We start from the raw sequence: 15,774 nt of genomic DNA, 5'->3' as shown, positions 1-15,774 counted from the left end.
ATCTATGTTCTAACCCCTTTTTCCGCGAAGTTAGAGAGGGTTAGCGCAGTCCGTCCGTTCACGGAATTGCACCGGATTTGCGCTAACTCCCCACCCCATTCCCTGACTAACCCATCCGACGCTATCGGTCTCCTAATCCGTCAACCTTTCGGAAAGCACGGTTGACAGGGGCCGTGAACTCGCCTTACACGTTGGATATGACGGATGAGCATCCGTCGCGGCCTTCAGAAGGCGAACCCGAAAATGACGATGACCCAACCCACGCGGGGCGATGCCTCCGCGTCACCGATGGCGCTTGGCCGCTATCCTGTCGCTCCCGGCTTCAAAGAGGTCGGCGGCACTTCCGAGGCGGCGGCATCGTCGATCTCGTCTCGCTCCGCGATCCTCCGCGCTGGCGTGCTCCGCACCTTGCGTCAGACCGGCAACCTGACGGCCGACGAGACCGCCGGCTTCATGGGCGAGTCCGTGCTCTCGATCCGGCCCCGCTTCTCCGAACTGCTCGGCCTTGGCTTGATCGCTAAGACCGGCGAGCGCCGTCCGAACGAGGGCGGGCACAACGCGATCGTTTGGAAGCTCTCCGAGACGGGCAACCGGGCATGACCGAGTTCGTCATTCTCCGCGCTCGCCTTTGGGGCGCCACCGACGGCCGCAACTCACCGCCGGCCCATATCGCCGAGATCGAGCGCGAGACGCCTCAGTTTCTCGTCGGCTACCTCGTGAACGAGGAAGGCAAGCGCGACGTCGTTCGCGTCAGCCTCTATGACATGCGGCCGGGCTTCAAGCCCTCTGTCGAGGGACGCTCCCAATTCGGAACGGGCAAGTTCGCGAAGCCCCGCGAGGTCGCTCGCTTCCCGACCTTCGAGCAAGCCGCTCAGGCCCTCGCCGTCGCACGGCAAGCGTGGGCGTCGGTTCCCGAGTTCGATGTTCTCAACCTTCAGTCCGCCGTTGCGAGCCGGAAAGAAGCCCTCACCGCCGAGCGTAAGCGCATCACGGCCGAGATGGCGGTTCAGCTTGAGCCGCTGACGCTCGGCCTCAACACGGCGCTCGGCAACCTGAAGGCCGCAACCGAAGCTCTGACCGAGCGCCGGAACGCCGACATGCTCGCGGCGATCCAGCCCGCGCGAGAGGTAGCGTGATGCGCCTCCCCCGTGCCGCCGAAGAACTGATCGATGACCTCGCTCGCGTCATCCACGACACGGACGACGATCGAGAAGGGGCCTTCCCCGACCACGACGAAGACGACGGGCAACGCTCTCCCGGCGGCTATATCCGGCTCGTGAGCCGCGACGTCGTCGAGATGCGCCGGGCTCAGGCCCGCGCCGTTCTGAGCTACCTTCTCAAGCGAGCCGCGTGATGAGCCACGAGAACGTTTCCCCCGAAGAGATCGCCTTCCTTCGCCTCGCCACCGGCCTCGAATGGAAGCGCACCGCCTATAAGAATTTCGGCGCCTGCAACCTCAAGCGTCCGACCTACCCCTTCGCCCTGAAGCTCGTCGCACGCGGCTTCATGGTCGAAGACCCGAGCGCGCACTTCGGCAGGATGCGCGTCTTCCGGGTCACGAAGGAAGGCTTCGCGTTCATGGGCGTGCCCCGCCCGAAGCGCGCCCTTCTCGATCTCGTCCCCGAGCCCGCTCCGGTGAGCGAGCCCCTGGATCTCGCCGCCTAAGCCCTCAAGCAACCTTTCAGATCAATCGCAAGACTACCCGCGAGCGCGGGACCGGGGAAGCTATGTCTATTCACGAAACGACCGTGATGCTCGTCGACGCCCTGTCTTCAATCGAGCAACTGACGAGGGACGACTTAGGTTTCGACCCGATCGTCGTTCACTCCACCGCCGCCGATGCCCTCGCCGACTTCCACGCGGGCAACACGGACGCCGCCCGTTCCGCTGGCGATATCGTCATGCGGTTCGCGGCCGACTCGGTGCCCTTCGCCCTCGTCCATGTGACCGGCGCCCTTCCCCACCGCCCCCGTGCGGAATGCGCCATTGCGAACGAGATCATCGCTCTCGCTCGCACCGCCGCTCTCGCGGGCTTCGACCTTGGCGGCGCTCTCGCCGAGATCGGTTCCCTTCGACCCATCGTCGTCGCCGCGTAGCAAGCGGCCACCGACCCAACCCCTTCCCAACCCCTGAAGCCTTCAACCCCGCCGTCGCGGGGAACGGGAGACCTATGCCGTGAAGACCACGAAAGCCCGCCTTCTCTCCACCTATCGCGCCGCTCGCCGCAACATGGCCCGCACCTTCCTGAAGGTCGGCCTCGAAAAGGCATGGCCCGCCGCGTGGCAGAGAGCAATCTTCGGATCGACCCGTGACCTCGCCGCCGTGAAGTCGGTCGTTCGCGCCTCGACGCCGAACGTCGATGTCGTCGCCACCGCCGACGTGCAAGCCGAGGCCGTGAAGGTCGAGCCGGCCGTTCTGACGGTCGTCGCCGACGAGGTCGATCCCATCCCGCCGGCCGCTGACGCCGAGCCCGTCGCTCTGAAGAAGCCACGTGCTCGCAAGCCGGCCGCTCCGAAGGCCGAGACGCCCAAGGCGCCCCGCAAGGCCGCCGCCAAGGCTCCGAAGCCCGAGACCACCGCCAAGGCTCCCGCCGCCCCGCGCAAGCGCGTCGCGAAGGCGAAGGCCGCCTGAGCCCTCCCCCTTTCACCCCTCCCCCACGAGAGAACGAAAAAGCCATGTCCACGAAGAGCCAAGCCGCCAACGAGTTCATTCAAGCCGGCGCCTGTTACCTCGCCCGCAAGCGCATCAGCGCCGGCCACGGGTCGAGCCTCCGCAAGCTGATCCGCGGGCACCGCATCGCCCTCGGGCTCCGTCCCGAGCGGATGCCGACGAAGCGCGCACCGATCTTCGTCCCCGGCCTCGGTGAGTTCCCGTGCCGCCTTCACCCGACCAAGGGCTTCCGCTTCGGCGGCGCCGTCTGATCGACCTCCCCGCACCGTAACCGAAAGATCCCCGATCTATGGCCGCATCCGCCGCCCCGGCCGTCGACGCTTCGAGCGTCGCCGCCGATCAGTTGAAGGCTTTCATCGAGCGCATCGAACGGCTCGAAGAAGAGAAAGCCGGTCTCGCTGGCGATATCAAAGACGTTTACGCCGAAGCCAAAGGTACGGGCTTTGACGTGAAGGCCCTCCGCAAGATCATCTCTCTTCGGAAGAAGGATCACGCCGAGCGTCAGGAAGAAGAAGCCATCCTCGAACTCTACATGCAAGCGATCGGGATGGCCTAACGGCTCGCTCTGATCTTCTGAAGCCCGGCCGTGCGCTCGCCAATAGGCGGCGCCGGCCCCATCAGTGGCGAAAACCCGATGATCCTCGTCTATCTGACTTGTGCGTCCATTCTGTCCGCGTCGCCCGGATGCCGAGAGCATCGCGTTCCGATCGTGGAGCCCTTCATTCCGACAGGTTGCGCCGCGCGCATTCAAGAGACCATCGCGGAGAAGCAACCCCTCCACGAAGGCGAGCGGGTCATGCGCTACGGATGCGAGCGCCGTCGCCACCGCCTCGAAGCGGAAGCCGGCCATGAGTGATCGCGACGACCTTCACGCCGAGATCCGGCGCCTCCGCGACCGGCTCGATCTACTCGAAGAAGAGAACCGCCAGCTTCGCGAGAACGCGAAGCTGACGTTTCAGGCCCCGGCCGAATGGCGTCTGACGAACAAGGAGAACGCGTTCTTCGCCGCGCTTCATCAGGCCCGCGGTCAGGTTTTGCCCTTGGAGCGCATCCTCGTCGCCGTCTACGGGAACGAGGTCGACGTGAGCGACCGCATCGTGTCCGTGATGGTCCTAAAGCTTCGGAGGAAGCTTCAGCCTTTCGGGGTCGATATCCGAACCGCATGGGGCATCGGCTACTCGCTGGCGGTGGATGACTTCGATCATCTGCCGACGATCCCGAAGCTAAAGGCTGTGGCATGAGCGGCCGGCGCGAGCGCATCAGGGAGAAGATCCTTGCGCGGGTCGTCGAACGGCCCGGCCCTCTCGAAACCCCGTGCAAGATCTGGACGGGGCCGACTTCGGGAGAGACGGGCCGCGGCGCCGGTTATCCCCGGATGAACCTCGACGGCGGCACGGTCGCCGTTCACCTGACAATGTGGATCGTCGAGAACGGACCGATCCCGCCACGTAAACAGATAGATCACAAATGCCGGAACCGGCTTTGTGTTGAAGAAGCTCACCTCGAAATGGTGACGCACAAAGAGAACATGCGTAGGCGCGACGCAAGCCGCCTCGCAATTAGGTGCGACGACACTTCAAATGTCGTTTCTACGCGAGCCGGCGCCACCGGCAATATTCAGGCAATAGCCGCCTAAACCCGAGATTATCATGTCGAAGTGCAATTGTGCTGCCGCCTCGTGCGGTGGCAACGGCGAAGCCGTGTCCCAACGCGTAATCTCCGAACTGTATGAGCGGGTCGACTTCCAGAAGGAATCGATCGACGGCCTCCGCGAGACCCTTCACGAGGTCATGCGAGACCGGGACTCGTGGCGGGGCGTCGCCGAATGGAACGGCCGGGTCAGCGGGAACTACGCCGCCGAGGCGCAGCGGGCCGAACGGGCAATCCGCTCGTGCGAATCCGCGCTGATGGAAGCTCAGGCGCAGCGCGACGCGCTTCAGGGTGCAATCGATCTCGGCTTCAAGGCCGCCACTGCCGCGACGATGACGCGACTGGAGATGGCGGCCCATCTGCGCCCGTTCACGACCGAGCATCGCGCTCAGTACGTGCATTCGGCGTGGAGCAAGCCCGAGGTCTCCGAGATCCGTTCGGGGCCGCTCCCGTGAGGCGGACCGCCCTCGCCGCGCTGATCGTGGTGGCGTTCGCCGCCCCGGTCCGCGCCGACGGTTTCGAGGGAGTTCGCGCCCTCGTCGATCGCTACGCCGCCAAGCATAGCGTTCCGCGCCGGATCGCACATGGAGTTGTCAGAACCGAGTCCGGCTATCGGTGCGGCGCGCGCAACCCGAGCGGCGCCGCCGGGCTCGGGCAGCTCATGCCGGCCACGGCGCGAGAGCTTGGCGTCCGCAACCCGATGGACTGCGCTCAGAACCTTGACGGGGCGATGCGCTATCTCCGCAAGGCGCTGAACCGCGGCGGATCGGGATGCGCTGGCGTGTCGCTTTATAACCTTGGGACGGCCGCCCGGCCGCGATGCACGTCCTACGGCCGCCTTGTGATGGCGAGGGCGGGAGATCGAAGTAGCCCACGCCTATAAGACCGCGAGGAAGACGTTGGGTGCTCCGGCGGGTTCTGATATCGCGTTGATATCAGAATGGAACTTGCACCGGAGCGCTCAAAGTGGCCGAACAGCCTGCTATGAAGAAATTGGAAGCTCACTGCGCGCGATGCAGTGGAATACGAAGCTGCATCGTCGAAGCCGAGGTCAAAAAATCCAAAGAAATCGAGGACACAGTATATTACGAAGATTGGCAAATATTGAAATGTGAGGGCTGCAAGTACACATTTCTCTTAAAGTCAAGCTACAATAATTGGACTAGTCGCCCTGTTACAGATTGGCAGGGGGAGGTGGAATGGACGTTTGATAAAGAACAGAAGTATTGGCCTCCTATTTCCAAAAGAAAGCGCCCTGAATGGCTAATTAAACGCAAGCTTGACACCGAAGATAACCACCGCTTGTATGAAGCGCTTACCGAGACTTATACGGCGATCGATAGCGATCTTCATATGCTAGCTGGGATTGGTATTCGAACATCATTTGAAATAACATCGACGTTGATTGGGATCGAAGCTCGCAATTTTGGTCAGATACTAAATGAACTCATTACTAAAGACCTAATTAAGGCGGCGGACAAGGATAGATTGGGTGCCTTAGTAAATGCAGGGAATGCTTCTGCCCATAGAGGCTGGACGCCCGATCATAAAGATCTTAATATACTGTGTGAGATACTTGAACACTTTATACATGACGCTATTTTAGGCCCAATGAGACGGGCAGAACTCGACGAACATGCGAGAGCTATCAACGCCCGAGTTCCACCTAAGCCTAAAGGCGCATAAGACGTCGGAGCAGACCAGACGACGGACGGCGTCGACAAAACGACGGACTTTTCTATCCGATCAACGGATGTTCCATCCGTCATATCCGTTGACACACCCGATTTAATCGGTCTATATAACTCTCGTCGCCGCCGACCACGGCGACCCGCTAATGGCCGCAGGCGGCCGGATGCGGCCGGGAGTAGGGAAGAATGGTCATCTTCTCGGTTCATCTCCACCGACACAGAAAAGGCGACTGGAAGCTGAGCTTCACAATCGCCTTCCCTGGATGGTGGTAGCGCAATGAACCGGAGCCGGCGGGTAGCTTCCGCCGGCTCCACTCCCGGTCAATATCATAAGGGCCGCCCGGTTCCAACGGCGGGAGACGATCTCCCGTCGAGGCACACGACCGGAACGTAAGGAATGCCTACGCGTTTCAACCAACGGTTAACCAAACCGTAGGGGATCGCCGTGGCAAAAGTTCCTACTGCCTCAGAAAATGCACGGACTGTTCTTGATATCTATAAACATTTCGGAACTAGATCGGGAGAAGTTCTTCGTGACAACAACTTCGTTGCGGTTGCTGCGAGGAACAATATCCGAATGGATGACATAGCCGCTGGATTAAAATATGCCTACGATCAGGGATGGATCGAAGAAGGTCTGAATGGAAGTCACAAGCTGACCGGCGCCGGATTCGCTCAGGTCTAAGGGACCAAATGCAAGGCGTCTGTCAAATCTTCGAGATCGCGCGTTCGAAGTGGTCCCCGAACCGGGCCGAGACGACGCCTTGCACGCTCCCGAACATATCCCACTGTTGCTTGATATCGACGGCCGCGCCGCGAAGGATGCCGAGCACTTCGAGCGGCTTCCGCTTCTTCGAGCGGCGTCGCACGATCAGAACCTGGTTTCCGCTGCTCGACAGGATTTGGAAGGTCTTCTTCTTCTGGCCGTCGACGCGCGAGAGCTTCCGGCGCACCACCTTGTGAGTCGGGTATTGCCCGATCGAGCCATACGGCATGATGAGCAGGCCGCCCGAGGCGACCCGGCCCCGTCCGTCGTGCTTCCCGCGGATGCTCAGGCCCCTCTCGGGCGGCTTCGCTCGACCGGCCCCGACGACGTGTCGGTCCATGTATTTATCGATCGAGCCGACTTCGGCCGACATGCTCGACGGCGTGGCTGGCGTGATCCGAATCCCTCGCGGCACCCACGAGTTTCGGAGATGAAAGGTCGAAGGAACCTGAGCCTTCAGAAGGGTTTGCGCGTCCTTCGCGGTGAAGGTCAGAGCCTTCGCGCCGGCCAGTCTCGCCTCGCCTTTGAGGGCGGCGAGCCGCCGAAGGTCGCGCTTGTCGAGGGTGACGTGAAGCTCAATCGCCACGGAGGCGCTTCCTGATTTCGGCCTCGACGAGATCCGCCAGCGCTTCGGGCGTCGGCGCGCGCGGGTTCAGAACCTCGAAGCCTAGGGCGTTCAGTCGGGCGTGACGCGCTTTCTGCTCGGCCGATCGGGAGCCCTTCGCCGCCTTCAACTCGATCGAGATGAGGCGACCGCCCGCGAGATAGACGCGGACGTCAGGCTCGCCGGCCGTCAGGCCCGTGACCTTCGCCGTCATGCGCTCAGCTTGGGATCTCTTCGCGGCGGCCATGTCGCCGGCACACGTCAGCGGGAGCCCGGCCGATTCCATTTCGTGAAGTCGCGCGACGACCTCCGCTTGAAATCGCCACTCGGGAATCCGGTTCACGACACGAGTTTTCATGTCGAAAAACATACCGAGACAGTTACAGTTCGAAGAGACTGAACGGATCTCCATCCGTCGATAAGCTTAGCAGGCGACGGAAATCCTTGACGACGTCCGTCGGCCCGATCATATCCGTCCCGCCACCGGAAAAACGGTGCTTGGCTCCGATCGCGGGGTCATCCTCGGGATAACAATCGTGAGTGACTCCTACCTCGACGACCTCGCCGACGCCCTAGAAGAGGGCGCCCTTGCTGACGGCATCAGTCTCGGGCCGACCGATTGCCTTCACTGCGCCTCGGCGCTCAAAGCCTACGCCAAACACCGATCACTGAAGCTTCACGTTGTCGCCGCCTACACCGCCGCCGTCGTCGCCATAGGCGCCGCCCATTACTATCCGAGCGTCTTCATCCGAATCGACGTCAACAAGCCGACCGAAGCCCGCCTCAATACCAGCACGAGGGAGGCCGAACTTCCGGCATCCCTCGCACCGTCCGATCTCCCCTTGGGCGCGCGCCTTCTCAACTGACCTTCCGACGCCTCGGCGCTTCGGGCTTGAAGACAAACCGAGCGCCGGGCGGCCCGCCCTTCGGGCTCTGCCAAAGCTTGATCTCGATATCGTTCGCGTTACCGAGCATCGTCAGGATATCGTCGAATCGCCGCGTATCGACGCGGCCGTTCACGAGCCTCGTCAGCTTCGTCTTCGTGATGCCTTCCGGCCCGGCAAGCTGAATATGCCGCTTCACGTCGAGGTATTCGCGTTGCCGCTCATTGTCGGCAAGACGGCCCTGAACCTCGTCCATTGCGCCTTCGGCGCAGAGCCACGCCAGTTCGAAGCCCCACTCCAACGTGTCGCAATCGATCACGGGCGCCGTCGGGTTCATGCCGATCGCCAACACGGTCGCGAGCTTTTGAGCGTTCTCGGCGAGACGGTTATAGATCGGATGCAACTCGGGCGGCGCGACGTCGGCCTCGTCGTCGCACTCGTTACAGAGCGCGTACCATAGCGCCTCGGCCTCGCCGACGAACGGGATATTCACCGGCTCGATCTTCGTGGTGCCGTCGTGAGTCGCGCCCGAGAGGTTGCCGCCCTTGGGCGTCATGATCTCGTGGCACATATCGACGATCGGACGCGGGACCGGGAGCATCTTCGACGGCGGCTTCGAACTTCTCGGCCGCGGGCCGTCGACGCTCATGACGATCATGCGCGCGAGAAAGCCGTCAGCCACGCCGCCCGACGACATGCTCGACCAAAAGTCGATCGGCGTCGACGTGCCGTAGACGGCGACGTTCGGGTTATAGATCTTCGTTCCCTTCTCGCCCGCATAGTCGGCGCCGTTGAAGTACGTGCTCGCGCTTGAATAGAACTCCAAGAGATAATCGCGGATTTGCTTCGTGTGAGTGCCCGCGCGCCGGTCATAAATATCGCGCAACATGGAACCGAACTCGTCGAGCAAGTAGAACGTCGAGGGGGATTGCTCGACTTGCTTGCGGAGCGCCGAGCCGGACATGATCTTCGAGCCGCCTAGGAGCCGATCCATTCCGTGCTCGTGGAAGAGCGCAAGGATGCACTTGCGGGCGTGATCTTTACCGAAGCCCGAGGCGGCGAGGTTCGCGATGTAGAGGTTCGTCCGAAGGTGCGTCGGCGAATCGTACCAGCGGCCGGCGAGCGCACCGACGGCGGTGAGCGCGGCGCCGAGCGCGAGCACGCGGGACGGCTTCTCGGAGCAATTCACGATCCAGTCGATCATCTGACCGACGAGGCCGGGAACGTGGGTGAGCGCTTCGAGCTTCCGATATCGTTCAAGCCGCCAGTCCGCGGTCGCCGGTCCCGAGGCTTCCGGCGCGGCGGCCGGCTCGAAGACGTCGTCCTCGTCGTCGTCTTCGGGAATATCGGCCATCATCGCCGCCAGGTTGCCGCCCACAAGGGTCGGCCGCGGCGGTGAAACGGGCTCAGGGGCCGGTTCGGAGATCTCGGCCACCGACTGAGGCACTTCGACCGTCTCGGCCGCTGGCGGCTCGCTGGCGAGCCGCGAAGGGGCATTTGCGCCGGGCACGAGGTCGATCTTCACGCTGAAGTCATAGCCGATCCATTCGCCGAGCCATTTGGCCGCCGTATCGATCTGGCCTTCGCTCAGATCGCACGCCGCGAGCACGACGTTCAGGGGCGTATAGGCCCGGCCGCCGTCACCGAAGTCGCGGATGCCCTTCGGGTCGAAGCTCAGATTCAGCTTCCGCTTGTTCGTGGGCGTGCCGGTGCTCGACGGCCGCCAGAACGGCACGCCGCGCCATCCGCCGCCCGACTGCCGGATGAGCCGGGGAAGTGCGAGCTTCGGAACCCACGCGTCGAGGTTCGCGAGCGCGTCATCGTTCAGGCGCCGGAAGAAGTCGGTCGATTGCGACGCCGAATCGCGAACGACGCCATCGAACTCGAAGGTTGCCTCGGCCTTATAGCCGAGCGGACGAAGCGCCTCGGCGATCACGTCGGCAACGTCGTCGGGAAGCTCGGGAAGCTCGGAGAGCGGCGTGTCGAGCAGCGTGCGCGCCGTCATCCAAACATAGGGGTTGCCGGTGCGCGGATGGATCGAGGGCGGGAGCACCGATTGCTTCCCGTCGGCGAGAAGGTCGACGGCGCCGATCCCGTCGATCCTGAAGGCCCTCGATCGGATCTTCGAGGTATCGCCGCGAAAGCATAGGGTCAGGCCCTTGGCGCCCTTCTTCGCGACGTTGGCGGGCGGAAGGGCGGCCATGACATGCCCGACGGCCTCTTCGAGATCGATATCGACGAGCACGAGCCCGCGACCGCACGCGACGCCAACGCCCGCGTTCGGCCACGACGCCCACGCCTTCGCCTGGAAAGCCGGCGGGAGCGATCCGCAGAACTTCGACCATCCACGCATCATGCGCCACTCGGCGCCGTCGAAGGTGCCGGGCACCTTGTCGCCCGGCACGATCGGCAGGGCGGAATACCCCTGAGCGAGAAGGCTCGGGCCGGATTCGCGAAATGGCGTCATTTCAGAACGGAGCCGCTTGCGAGAGAAGACGGGCGCGCATCCGGTCGCCGAAGGCGTTGAGCACGGTCTTCAGGAACCGAATCCATTCCTCTTCCGTCAGTTCGGCGAGGCTGAACTTCCCGATCGACTCGAGATAGGCGCCGGCCTCTTCGCCGGCCTCGCTCAGAGAGAAGGCTTCCTGTTGAGTGAGGTTCTTCGCTGGCATGTGAAAGACGGTCTTCCCTAAGCTCAGACAAGTCGGGTCGTCGCACGTCCACACGATGCGCTTCCCAAATTTCGGGGTGTAGCCGAGGCCGACGGCCTGACGGCGGCAGATCCCGCAACACACGGGTTCGTCGTCGAAGGGGATCGTCATGCGGCGAGGTTCCCGGCGCTAGGTTGATCGCGTGTCGCGAGCTTCCGACCGCAGATCTTCCAATACCGGCCGTCGGCCTTGATCCTGATCTCGGAGGTCTCGCGAAGCTCGTCGATACGCTCAAGCGTCTCGTCGATCGTCATGGGCGTCGGCATGGCGCCGCCGTGGTCCCGCCAGAACTTAGCGAACGAGTCGCGCGCGTAACCGTCGTGTTCCGGGCAGATCCATTCCTTGTGAACGACGATCCCGCAAAGGTACTCGACCCGGATGCTCGCGCGGCTCCCCGGCTTTTCGTGCCGATAGAAGGTCCGCTCGGAGACCGGCACAAATTCGGCGGTGCTCTTCGAAATGATCGGCACCGTCGCGGCCGTTGCGGTCAGCTTCTCGTCGACGCTCCGCTCGAAGACGTGACCGCAATCCGGGCACTCGCGGAGGCCGGCAAGGATGAGCGAATGGCATGTCGGGCATTCCTTCACGGGCGCATCGCCCTCGCCCTTGCCGGGCTTCTTAACCTCAACCGCGTCGACCGGACCGTGACGGCGCACGTTCCCGGCAAAGTCGAGCACCAAGCAATCGGCCTTCCCGTTGCGGATCGAGGCGTCGATATCCGGGCCGATGCAGCGCGTTCCGCGGCCGACCATCTGGACATAGAGCGACGTCGAAAGGGTCGGACGAAGCATGGCGACGAGATCGATTCGAGGATCGTTGAAGCCGGTCGTCAGAACGTTGGCGTTCGTCAGAGCTTGGTACTTCCCGGCCTTGAAGTCGCGAATGATCCGGTCGCGCTCGCCAGCGGAAAGCTCGCCGTGGATGGTCTCACACGTGAAGCCCTGACGGCGGATCTCCGCGGCGACGTCGTGCGCGTGAGGCACGCCCGAGCAGAAGCAAAGCCACGCGCGCCGGTCGCGGCCGTAGGCGATGACCTCTTCGACGGCGGCCTTCGTCTTTTCGAGGTCGTCGACCACTAGCTGAAGCTGTTTCGCGTTGAACTCGCCGCCGGACCGCGACACGCCTTTGACGTTGATCGTGTTCGCCGTCGCCTTCGAGATGAGCGGGACGAGAAAGCCCCAATCGATCAGGTCACGAATCGAGACCTCATAGGTCACGGCGTCGAAGAGCCGGTCGTCGCCCTCGTCGAGCCGGCCCGAGTCGAGGCGATAGGGCGTCGCCGTCAACCCGAGGATCAGCATCTTCGGGTTGATCGCCCGCAAGGCGGTGATGAACTTGCCGTACATCGTCTTTGCGTCAGGCGGGATAAGGTGCGCCTCGTCGACCATCAGGACGTCGACGTGCCCGATATTGGCGGCCTTGCTGTAGACGCTTTGGATGCCAGCGAAGAGGATCTGAGCGTGCGCCTCGCGGCGGCCGAGCGAGGCGGAATAGATGCCAGCCGGCGCCCACGGCCAAAGGCCGATCAGTTCCTTGTAATTCTGAGCGATCAGTTCCTTTACGTGCGTGATCTGGACGATCCGCGTCGTGCGCTCGGCCTCGTGAAACTCCTTCATCGTCTGAGCGATGACGAGCGACTTCCCGGCGCCCGTCGGCAGGACGAGCAGCGGGTTGCCGGCCGGGTTCTCGCCCCAATACGAATAGAGCGAATCGATAGATTCCCGCTGATAGGGACGAAGAACGAGGCTCAATGGATGCCTCCGTTCCAGCCCTTCAGATGAGCGCGACCGATGCGGATCGCTTCCAAGAGCTTCGGCGTAAACGAGATCCAAGAGTCTCCCTTCAGATCCTCGTCGGTGTTGCCGACGTGAACCTCCGGGTCGAAGGTGTCCTTCGTGGCGAGCCCGAGATCGAGAAGAAGGGCCGGAAGCGTCTGAGGGCCGATCCCGCCGACGTTGACGACATAGGCCGCCAGCGCGACGACCTCGGCGGGAACGAGCACGTAACCTTCGCGCTCGATCGAGAACTTCGTCGCGCGGGCTTTTTCGAGGATGGCGCGAGCCTCGACGAGGGCGGCGTCAATGTCGGTTTTTGGGCGTCGGCGGAAAAACGAGAACATCACGCGGCCTCGAAAAACGAAGGTTGAATGACGATGCGGGGAAGAAGGACGCGCGGCTTGCGCGTCCTCACGAGCTTCGACAGGGGTCGGGCGCCCGTGATGGATTCGAGCCGGTTGCAGCAGTCGGCGAAGAACTGCGCCTCGCGCTCGACGCCGATGACGCGCGCGCCTTCCTCGATCGCCGCCTGAAGCGTCGAGCCCGAGCCGGCGAACGGCTCCAAGACGAGACCGCCCCTCGGCGTCACGAGCCGCACGAGCCACCGCATGAGGTCGACCGGCTTGACGGTCGGATGCTTCGACCCGGCGCGATCGGCCTTCGACGCCTTGGCCGAGTAGAAGAACCGGCTCACGCCCTCAGCGTACTGATCGAAGGCGTCGACGACCTCGATCGAGCCGTCGTGCAAGACGTTCGCGGGAAAGCGATCGTCGTCTCCGTAACGGCAACCGCCGATATTCACGGCGCCGAGGCCGTAGGCGAGCACGTTCTCTGCCACCGTACCGACGAGAGGCTTGCGCGCCAGGACGATCGGCTCCCACGCGGGCTTTAGGGCGGTGCCCCATCCTTCCCACTGGCGAGCCGCCTCGGTCGCGGCGCGAATGCTCGTGTCGCGAGCCGTGAACCGGACGTCGCCGAAGCCGGGCGTCTCGCCCTCATAATGGCCGATGACCTCGGCGCCGTTCCACGCATCGCCGGCCGTGCCCTTGCGCTCGGCAAGCCGGTTGAACTCGGCGTCCATCTCGTCGCCGAAGCCGAGCACGGTCTTCAGCGTCGCCCACTGCTCGGGCGTCGGGAGGTTCGGTTGCGAGTCCGTGTCACGCGCCGCCCAATGGTCGATCAGCCGGGCGTTGCATCCGCCGAAGTGCGGGACGAGATGCCGGGATTTGAGGCCCTTCGCATCCATGGCCGCGCGAACGAAGCGACAGATCCGGCGCGTCGGCTCCCGGTCTTCGGTCCGGCTCTTGTCGATCCCCTTCGCGACGTCGTGCGACTTCGGGAAGCCGGTCCCGTAGAGCCATCCAAGCTGATCGCGGATCTCGAAGCCCGAATCTTCGATCGCAATGGCGAGCCGGTGATACGTCCGCGTGCCGCTGAAGGCGACGACGTGCCCGCCGGGCTTCAGGACGCGGAAGACCTCAGACCAAAACTCGACGGCGAAGGCGGTCTCGCCCGTGTCCCATTGCTGACCGAGGAAGCCGGCCGACGCGCGGGCATAGGCGCCCGACGCGCCGCGCTCGTCCTTCCCCGGTGCCGCGCCGGCCTTGCCGAAACGCTTGACGATCGAGACGAGCGCATACGGCGGATCGCACACAACGGAGTCAATCGAGCCATCGGCGAGCGTCTTCAGGACGTCACGGCTGTCGCCGTGGTGAACCTCCGCGCGACCGTTGAAGAAGGTCCGCGCGCTCATGCGTAGACCTCGACAAGGTCGCGTTCGCGCTCGGCCGGCGCGGAGCGCTTCACCGTGTAGGCGCATTTCGCCGAACGCGGCGTCGAGGCGCGGACGAAGACGACGCGGCAACAGGCCGGGCAATAGCTCTTGCCGGGAGCGACCGGGTCGCCGCAAACGATGAGGGACAAGCCTTCGCCCGAGACGGGATAGCGGCACTGACCGGCGCGGGCATCGAACAAAGAGACGGGCATCACTCGGCCTCGGTTTCGGGAGCGGGGAAGGGAGCGGCCACGCCCGAACCGTCGACCCACGTCGACCCGTCGGCGAGGCGGTAAGTCACTGTCGCGGCGTCCTCGTCGACTTCGACGACCTCGCCGGGCACGAGGGCGGGCAAGTAGAGATGCGCGCCGCATCCCTCCCGCTGCTCGTCAGGGGTGAGCGGCTTCACCCACCGGGCGCACGAGAACGTCGCGTTCTCCAAGCGCTCGGCGGTGGCGTGGAGGCATGTCCGGCAATTCGCTCGCGCGAACGCGCCCTCGTGACAGATCGGCTTGTGGCGGCAGAACCCGCACTTGAAGGCGACCTTCTTCTTCGGATCTTCGTGGAGTTTGGCGGGCGGTTCGTGAAGCGTGATGATCCGCTCAGCGCGCGAGAGAAGACGCATAGCGTCTTCGTGGTCGGTGACGATCCGCTCGGCGTAAATCTTGCCGGTATTTTTGTTTCGCAGCATGTAATAGCCGCGATCGTATCCGAGAAGATGGCAGTAAATGTTAAGCTGAACGTAATGCGAATAATAGCCGACGCGGACGCTCTGCGCCTTCTCTACCGGCTTATAGTATTCTTCTTTCGCCGACTTGCATTCGACGACATGCCACGTCTTCGGCGCCTCGCGAAGACCGAGCACCTTGCCGTCAATCTTGCCGCGAACGAAGCCGAAGACCGCCGAAACGCGCTCCTGCCGGCCCTTCTCGTCATGTTCGATGACCTCGCATCCGATCATTCGGAGCGAGTTGAGAAGGCGGCCTTCCTCGACCTCGCCGGTCTCGAATGTGATCGCCTTCAGGCCGGTGATCTTCTCGGGCGCCGAGGCCCAACGGAACGAGTACCAGAGCGATCGGTCGCACTCTTCGCCGAGCGTCGAGACCGAGATGCCGAGCCCTTCATAAGAGTTGCTTCGCGCCGCCGCATACGCCTCATAGATGGCGTCAACGGTGAGGGAGAGCGGGGGCGGGATCGCGACCATCGGGCAAGCCTCGGGCGTTCGCGCCGAAGAGGCGCGTTGCGGCCG

The 15,774-nt window shown here is 63.5% G+C and carries 23 protein-coding genes and 1 pseudogene; 14 read left to right on the top strand and 10 right to left on the bottom strand.

The features are described 5' to 3' along the window. Positions 1-204 precede the first annotated feature (204 nt). The 13 genes from RQI43_RS18460 to RQI43_RS18400 all read left to right on the top strand — a co-directional run bounded on the left by RQI43_RS18460 (position 205) and on the right by RQI43_RS18400 (position 6,006). Positions 205-600 (top strand): hypothetical protein, encoded by a 396-nt coding sequence (locus tag RQI43_RS18460; RefSeq protein ID WP_311276152.1) that lies wholly within the window; start codon positions 205-207, stop codon positions 598-600. After that, a complete protein-coding gene (locus tag RQI43_RS18455) occupies positions 597-1,136 on the top strand; it encodes a hypothetical protein (RefSeq protein ID WP_311276151.1) in 540 nt (179 codons plus the stop codon). The genes RQI43_RS18460 and RQI43_RS18455 overlap by 4 nt, the downstream gene beginning before the upstream one ends. Beyond that, positions 1,133-1,354, top strand: coding sequence for a hypothetical protein (locus RQI43_RS18450; protein WP_311276150.1), 222 nt, complete (start codon positions 1,133-1,135; stop codon positions 1,352-1,354). The genes RQI43_RS18455 and RQI43_RS18450 overlap by 4 nt, the downstream gene beginning before the upstream one ends. After that, positions 1,354-1,665, top strand: coding sequence for a hypothetical protein (locus tag RQI43_RS18445; protein ID WP_311276149.1), 312 nt, complete (start codon positions 1,354-1,356; stop codon positions 1,663-1,665). Before RQI43_RS18450 ends, RQI43_RS18445 begins: the two co-directional genes overlap by 1 nt. Positions 1,666-1,727: 62 nt before the next feature. After that, complete coding sequence (locus RQI43_RS18440) at positions 1,728-2,096, top strand: hypothetical protein (RefSeq protein WP_311276148.1); 369 nt, start codon at positions 1,728-1,730, stop codon at positions 2,094-2,096. 79 nt (positions 2,097-2,175) lie between these two features. Continuing rightward, positions 2,176-2,631, top strand: coding sequence for a hypothetical protein (locus tag RQI43_RS18435; RefSeq protein WP_311276147.1), 456 nt, complete (start codon positions 2,176-2,178; stop codon positions 2,629-2,631). Between the two features lie 44 nt (positions 2,632-2,675). After that, positions 2,676-2,921: a hypothetical protein gene (locus RQI43_RS18430; protein ID WP_311276146.1), complete on the top strand. Its 246-nt coding sequence runs from the start codon at positions 2,676-2,678 to the stop codon at positions 2,919-2,921. Positions 2,922-2,959: 38 nt separating this feature from the next. Further along, positions 2,960-3,226, top strand: a complete 267-nt coding sequence (locus tag RQI43_RS18425) for a DUF2312 domain-containing protein (protein WP_311276145.1) — start codon at positions 2,960-2,962, stop codon at positions 3,224-3,226. Between the two features lie 292 nt (positions 3,227-3,518). After that, positions 3,519-3,911 (top strand): helix-turn-helix domain-containing protein, encoded by a 393-nt coding sequence (locus tag RQI43_RS18420; protein WP_311276144.1) that lies wholly within the window; start codon positions 3,519-3,521, stop codon positions 3,909-3,911. Continuing rightward, a complete protein-coding gene (locus RQI43_RS18415) occupies positions 3,908-4,306 on the top strand; it encodes an HNH endonuclease signature motif containing protein (RefSeq protein ID WP_311276143.1) in 399 nt (132 codons plus the stop codon). The genes RQI43_RS18420 and RQI43_RS18415 overlap by 4 nt, the downstream gene beginning before the upstream one ends. Positions 4,307-4,370: 64 nt before the next feature. Then, positions 4,371-4,775 (top strand): hypothetical protein, encoded by a 405-nt coding sequence (locus tag RQI43_RS18410; RefSeq protein ID WP_311276142.1) that lies wholly within the window; start codon positions 4,371-4,373, stop codon positions 4,773-4,775. Continuing rightward, a complete protein-coding gene (locus tag RQI43_RS18405; protein WP_311276141.1) occupies positions 4,772-5,203 on the top strand; it encodes a lytic transglycosylase domain-containing protein in 432 nt (143 codons plus the stop codon). The genes RQI43_RS18410 and RQI43_RS18405 overlap by 4 nt, the downstream gene beginning before the upstream one ends. A gap of 83 nt (positions 5,204-5,286) precedes the next feature. Next, the gene (locus tag RQI43_RS18400; RefSeq protein WP_311276140.1) at positions 5,287-6,006 is read left to right on the top strand and encodes a DUF4145 domain-containing protein; all 720 of its coding nucleotides are present in this window, start codon (positions 5,287-5,289) and stop codon (positions 6,004-6,006) included. 712 nt (positions 6,007-6,718) lie between these two features. On the opposite strand, the gene RQI43_RS18395 is transcribed toward RQI43_RS18400, so the two are convergent. Together RQI43_RS18395 and RQI43_RS18390 are read right to left on the bottom strand one after the other, a co-directional pair. Continuing rightward, positions 6,719-7,363: a hypothetical protein gene (locus RQI43_RS18395; protein ID WP_311276139.1), complete on the bottom strand. Its 645-nt coding sequence runs from the start codon at positions 7,361-7,363 to the stop codon at positions 6,719-6,721. After that, positions 7,353-7,793 carry a hypothetical protein gene (locus RQI43_RS18390; RefSeq protein ID WP_311276138.1) on the bottom strand — a complete coding sequence of 147 codons (441 nt, stop codon included), beginning with the start codon at positions 7,791-7,793 and terminating at the stop codon, positions 7,353-7,355. Before RQI43_RS18390 ends, RQI43_RS18395 begins: the two co-directional genes overlap by 11 nt. A 124-nt stretch (positions 7,794-7,917) precedes the next feature. Here RQI43_RS18390 and RQI43_RS18385 point away from each other — a divergent pair, with 124 nt between their 5' ends. Continuing rightward, positions 7,918-8,247, top strand: a complete 330-nt coding sequence (locus tag RQI43_RS18385) for a hypothetical protein (protein ID WP_311276137.1) — start codon at positions 7,918-7,920, stop codon at positions 8,245-8,247. On the opposite strand, the gene RQI43_RS18380 is transcribed toward RQI43_RS18385, so the two are convergent. From RQI43_RS18380 to RQI43_RS18350, 8 genes and pseudogenes are all read right to left on the bottom strand, one after another. Next, a complete protein-coding gene (locus RQI43_RS18380; protein WP_311276136.1) occupies positions 8,240-10,201 on the bottom strand; it encodes a DUF3987 domain-containing protein in 1,962 nt (653 codons plus the stop codon). The genes RQI43_RS18385 and RQI43_RS18380 overlap by 8 nt on opposite strands. A 33-nt stretch (positions 10,202-10,234) precedes the next feature. Further along, positions 10,235-10,732 (bottom strand): annotated as a pseudogene (locus RQI43_RS24580) (bifunctional DNA primase/polymerase); the annotation flags it as partial. 1 nt (position 10,733) lies between these two features. Beyond that, the gene (locus RQI43_RS18375) at positions 10,734-11,087 is read right to left on the bottom strand and encodes a DUF6511 domain-containing protein (RefSeq protein WP_311276135.1); all 354 of its coding nucleotides are present in this window, start codon (positions 11,085-11,087) and stop codon (positions 10,734-10,736) included. Further along, positions 11,084-12,727, bottom strand: coding sequence for a DEAD/DEAH box helicase family protein (locus tag RQI43_RS18370; protein ID WP_311276134.1), 1,644 nt, complete (start codon positions 12,725-12,727; stop codon positions 11,084-11,086). The genes RQI43_RS18375 and RQI43_RS18370 overlap by 4 nt, the downstream gene beginning before the upstream one ends. Continuing rightward, entirely contained in the window at positions 12,724-13,095 is a 372-nt protein-coding gene (locus RQI43_RS18365; RefSeq protein ID WP_311276133.1) for a hypothetical protein, read from the bottom strand. Before RQI43_RS18365 ends, RQI43_RS18370 begins: the two co-directional genes overlap by 4 nt. Next, positions 13,095-14,504 carry a DNA methyltransferase gene (locus RQI43_RS18360; RefSeq protein ID WP_311276132.1) on the bottom strand — a complete coding sequence of 470 codons (1,410 nt, stop codon included), beginning with the start codon at positions 14,502-14,504 and terminating at the stop codon, positions 13,095-13,097. The genes RQI43_RS18365 and RQI43_RS18360 overlap by 1 nt, the downstream gene beginning before the upstream one ends. Further along, positions 14,501-14,737 carry a hypothetical protein gene (locus RQI43_RS18355; protein ID WP_311276131.1) on the bottom strand — a complete coding sequence of 79 codons (237 nt, stop codon included), beginning with the start codon at positions 14,735-14,737 and terminating at the stop codon, positions 14,501-14,503. The genes RQI43_RS18360 and RQI43_RS18355 overlap by 4 nt, the downstream gene beginning before the upstream one ends. Next, the gene (locus RQI43_RS18350) at positions 14,737-15,729 is read right to left on the bottom strand and encodes a PD-(D/E)XK nuclease family protein (protein WP_311276130.1); all 993 of its coding nucleotides are present in this window, start codon (positions 15,727-15,729) and stop codon (positions 14,737-14,739) included. The genes RQI43_RS18355 and RQI43_RS18350 overlap by 1 nt, the downstream gene beginning before the upstream one ends. Positions 15,730-15,774: the final 45 nt, after the last annotated feature.

Source organism: Methylobacterium sp. WCS2018Hpa-22 (genome assembly GCF_031843785.1).
Taxonomy (GTDB): Bacteria; Pseudomonadota; Alphaproteobacteria; order Rhizobiales; family Beijerinckiaceae; genus Methylobacterium.
The sequence above is the reverse complement of the archived record's forward strand: the minus strand, read 5'-3'. Positions and strand labels throughout refer to the sequence as shown.